Below are 4,485 nucleotides of genomic sequence, written 5' to 3' on the forward strand. Positions count from 1 at the left end.
GGCGTCAGCGCGGAGATCATTCACGTCGACAGCGGCTTCAACGCGGTGGTTGGCGGCATGACACCTCTGGCTGCGGCGGAGTAATTCGTCGATCGGAAGCCTTGGTCTTACAGCAAATGCAAAGGCCGTCCCGTTTTACCGGGACGGCCTTTTGTATTGTGGATCGCGCGAGGAGTTATCTGCGGTGGTCGTTTCCGTGACCGCCGCCGTGACCATTTCCACCGCCCCCGCCGCCATGGCCATGCTGCGGACCACCGTAGTAGCCCCGACCGCCGCCATTATGCCGATACCAGTCGTCGCGAGCCCAGTAACGCCGTCCATCGTAGTACCGGTTTCCATACCACCCGATCACGACCGGGGGCGGTGCGTACACAGGCGCCGGCTGATAAACGACCGGCGGGGGCGGCGGCGCGTAATACGGCTGCGGCGCAACGTAGACGGGTGCAGGAATGCCGATATTGATACCCAAGTGCACGCCGCCCGCGTGGGCCGCGCCGGACAAGGTGATGAGGCAAATGCCGGCAATGCCTGCAAGACTGCGAATGCTTCTGGTCGTATTCATGTGTAAAGGCGCGCCTCGGGCCGTCATTGTTCAGGTGGAAGCGAATATAGCGGATCGAGACCAATCCAGTATTTCAACTTTGTAAGTTGTTCGGTGACGAGCGATATCGTCTGTGGAAAGCTTACTCTTTGTTACGTACAGGAAGACGGCGGACAGCGGCGAGGATCGCTGCCGCGCAACTTGTATAAAAGGCCATCCGGCTTTCGCCGAATGGCCTTGTCGCTGGGGCTTCGGACTTGAACCAGACCGCGTTCGCTCAATATCCGCGACGATCGCCGTATCGCGGACCGCCGCCATGGTGCCGGTACCAGTCGTCGCGTGCCCAGTAGCGGTGGCCATCGTAATAACGGTCGCCATGCCAGCCGATCACGATCGCGGGTTGCGCATACACCGGCGGAGGCGGCGCATAGACAACTGGCGGCGGGGGCGGCGGCGGTGCATAGACCACGGGTGGCGGGGGCGGCGCATAAACCGGTTGCGGCGCAACATACACCGGCGCGGGAACGCCGATATTCACACCTAACCGAACCTGTGCCATAGCTGCACCAGACAGTCCCAACGCCCCGATGGCGACTGCGCCTGCAAAAATCGATGTCTTTACCTTGTTGTTCATTTGAAGACCACCTCAACGGAATGTTGTTATGGAAATCTTAGCTGAACGATCTCCGGGTAGTGTTTCAACGCAGTAACCCCGAATTACGACTACCGACCGGATGTGACATAAAATTTCAGCGGTTCGCCTGATGTGCAGGGGCCTGGCGTGAGAAAGCAGCGCCGCCCCTCTGCCTCACATCGGGAAGTGGCACTTGATCTGTCGCAGCCCTGACGAGCGCCGCCAGTTCTGCACACACCGTCCCGCCTGCAGGTCGGTCGGCGCACATTGTTCGAACGTGATTGAGCTTGCCGCTAAAGTTTCCCACCGTTTCCCGTTATTGATGGCTGTGACTTAAGACACTGCCGTCATTTTCCAGCGGGCCTCGCCAATAACAAATGTTTTCCCGGCATTCCATTTCGTTCGACGTGTTATCTGGTATACCAGCCTGAGGAAATGCGGCTGCTTGCGCGTTGTTATTCGGATGGCTTGGCGCGGGACGGTATATCGATCGCGCCTGATCAGTAGTTTCTTTTAGTGCTTCCCGGACAAACCGGCTTTTACCGCTTTCGCCACTACGTTTCGGCACTCAACCATATTCGATATATCTGCCAACCTCGCCAACAGGCTTGCTCATTCAACCTAACGGCAAGGCGTCTGATCCTGGTTATAACGTTCTATTCAATCACGGTTTCCGTGATGCAGCCATTACAAGCGCGCTGAACGGTACAGCAGAAGGGGGAGCGCTGTTCGAAGTAAAGGCATTGGAGAGCTTGGCAACACGCTTATCGTGTAAGTGCGCTTAGCTTTGGGTTATGGCCGATAAGCAGATTGCATAGGCTGGCGCATGGGACCATCAGCTGAAACCAAGCCAACGGCCTAAGCCGGCCTTTCATTTAGCTCGTAAAGCATCGTTGCCCTGCTATGAAGCAGGGCAACGCGCTCTTTTATTACTCTCAGGTCTAGTGGCGTTACTCCATTACGTCATAGAGCGCCCTCTTTCGATAATCGTAGCATTTTATTATTAAAGTGATAAGCGATTTTAATGGTGTTTGTCGCGTCCGGTTCTTATACCGTTACCTACCGCACGCGCATGCTTTTTTAGGATGAATGGCATGATTAGCGGGCGCTTATGCGTCGCAGCATGAGAAACGCCTTGGGACGCCGATTTTCGCTTTCTAAATTTGACTCAAGCTGTTCGCGCGCTTGCAACGCAAATCGAAAGCTTGCGCGGTTACCACGCCCTGTCGCAGTCCCAGTGAGACAATCCGTGATTTCGAAGGAACATACGATGATCGACGGTCTCGTTTCCGGACGACTCTACGGTACTGCGCAAGTGCGCACCGGCCAGCACGGCACGCATTTCGTCACATGCCGCGTTCGTGCCACGGCAGGCGATGGCGAGAGCCTTTTCATCAACGTGATCGCTTTCGACGATATAGCCAAAGAAGCGCTGCAGGCGCTCGATGACGGCGACAGCGTCTCCCTCGCCGGCGCGCTTACGCCGAAGGTCTGGACCGACAAGCAAGGCATTGCGAAGCCGGCGCTGGACATGGTCGTCCACGCCGTCCTGAGCGCCTATCACGTACAGCAAAAGCGCCGCACGGTGCGCGGACAGCCGGATATCGACGTGGATCAGGATGACGTCCTGGGCGATGTATAACCGCTGACCACAGCCTTTTAGCGGTTCAACGAAAGCACCAGCGGGTGGTCGCAAAAGATGCGGTTTTCATGGACCTGACCGTCCTTGTGCCGGACGCAGTCCACGCCTTCGAAACGCAGTGGCACACCTTCGTGCGTACCCGTCGCAATCCATCGAATGAAAACCGTGTCGCCGCGGCTTGCGTAGTCTGCGACTTCGAGGCTGAAATCGGGAACCCGCCGGAGCAATTCATGCAGCGGACAAACATACGCTTCGACGCCCTTCAGCGGTGTATCGAGCCCCGGCCAATATCCTTCGATATCCGCGGCCAGTTCGTCCGACGGCTTGCTGAAATCCGGCGCCGCCCAGAACGCTGCGTACTTCTCGACACTCCAGTCGCGGCCCATCAACGCACTGTCGATAAAGCCCGTAATGCTGGCGAAGCGTCCATCAATGCCGAAATCGCCGATGTCCGTGCCGCTTGCAAACTGCCGCCCGGTTGCATCGATCAGACGCCAGCTGAAGCGCACCACTTGTCCCGTCGCATCTATCTTGCCAATACGCTCGAACTTCAAGCCCGGCATGGCCGCCTGGAACGCACCGATCATGCCGGCGAAGCCCTTGGGGCCCGTGCTGTTCATCATCGGGTCGGCGTAGCGCCCGCTTCCTTGCAACACCTGCGCGGCAAGCGTTTCGCGGCGCGATGTATCCGTCTCATTCCAGGCATCGATATAACAGCCCACCAGAACCTCATGCTCGGTCATCATGCTCTCCTGTTTTCAACGTGACTGACTTGCGGCCGAACCGGATTGGCACGGCCTGGAAGTCATGATCGGGAGAGGCGCGCGGCGCGTCGATTACGCGAGAGGTAATGGCCGCGTGCACGGCGCTTTGCTAAGGTAAGGACATGAACACTCTGACCTCGACGGCCGTGTCGGCCGTACCTATCGGCACGTTGATCAAGCATTGGCGCGAACGGCGGCGCATGAGCCAGCTTTTGCTTGCCAACGAAGCAGAGATTTCGAGCCGGCATCTGAGCTTTATCGAAACCGGCCGAGCCTCGCCAAGCCGCGCGATGGTGTTGCGTCTCGCCGAATACCTCGATGTTCCGCTGCGCGAGCGTAATCAATTACTCACGGCAGCCGGCTTTGCGCCGGTGTTCCGGGAACGCTCACTCGAAGATCAATCGATGGCACCCGCACGGCTCGCCGTCGAGCAAGTGTTGAAGGGACACTATCCCTACCCGGCGCTGGCAATCGACCGGCACTGGAATCTGATATCGGCAAATGGTGCGGTCGCAGCGCTTGTCGCCAGTGCTGATCCTGCGCTGCTCGAGCCACCGGTCAACGTGCTGCGGTTGAGCCTGCATCCGAACGGGCTTGCGTCGAAGATCGCGAATCTCGGGCAGTGGCGAAGGCATCTGCTCGAACGGCTCGACGGCCAGATACGCGTGAGCGGCGACGTGCAACTCATCGCATTGCGCGACGAGTTATCGAGCTATCCGGGCGCCTCGAACGAAGACCGGACGATGGAATCGTCCATCGCCATTCCGTTCGTGTTGAATACCACGGCCGGACGTCTATCGTTTATCACGACGACGCTGGTATTTGGCACACCGGTCGATGTGACGCTGTCGGAGCTTGCCATCGAGATGTTCTTTCCCGCCGATGAAGCAACAGCCGCAGCGTT

At 58.2% G+C, this 4,485-nt stretch carries 5 protein-coding genes; 2 read left to right on the forward strand and 3 right to left on the reverse strand.

From position 1 onward, the window contains the following. Positions 1-175 precede the first annotated feature (175 nt). Both ACFFAR_RS25635 and ACFFAR_RS25640 read right to left on the reverse strand, forming a co-directional pair. The gene (locus ACFFAR_RS25635; RefSeq protein WP_061999103.1) at positions 176-562 is read right to left on the reverse strand and encodes a hypothetical protein; all 387 of its coding nucleotides are present in this window, start codon (positions 560-562) and stop codon (positions 176-178) included. A 256-nt stretch (positions 563-818) separates the two neighbouring features. Beyond that, on the reverse strand, positions 819-1,175 hold the full coding sequence (locus ACFFAR_RS25640) for a hypothetical protein (protein WP_375508698.1): 357 nt from the start codon (positions 1,173-1,175) through the stop codon (positions 819-821). 1,270 nt (positions 1,176-2,445) lie between these two features. Between ACFFAR_RS25640 and ACFFAR_RS25645 the strand changes: the two genes are divergently transcribed. After that, the gene (locus tag ACFFAR_RS25645; protein WP_062169774.1) at positions 2,446-2,817 is read left to right on the forward strand and encodes a single-stranded DNA-binding protein; all 372 of its coding nucleotides are present in this window, start codon (positions 2,446-2,448) and stop codon (positions 2,815-2,817) included. A gap of 17 nt (positions 2,818-2,834) precedes the next feature. Here ACFFAR_RS25645 and ACFFAR_RS25650 read toward each other — a convergent pair whose 3' ends face one another. Then, positions 2,835-3,563 (reverse strand): ester cyclase, encoded by a 729-nt coding sequence (locus tag ACFFAR_RS25650; RefSeq protein ID WP_174365308.1) that lies wholly within the window; start codon positions 3,561-3,563, stop codon positions 2,835-2,837. Between the two features lie 140 nt (positions 3,564-3,703). On the opposite strand from ACFFAR_RS25650, the gene ACFFAR_RS25655 reads away from it, so the two are divergent. Then, the coding region (locus ACFFAR_RS25655) for a helix-turn-helix domain-containing protein (protein ID WP_174365307.1) at positions 3,704-4,485 on the forward strand (782 nt) is incomplete at its 3' end.

This window comes from uncultured Caballeronia sp., assembly GCF_964243625.1.
In the GTDB taxonomy this organism is placed as follows: Bacteria; Pseudomonadota; Gammaproteobacteria; order Burkholderiales; family Burkholderiaceae; genus Caballeronia.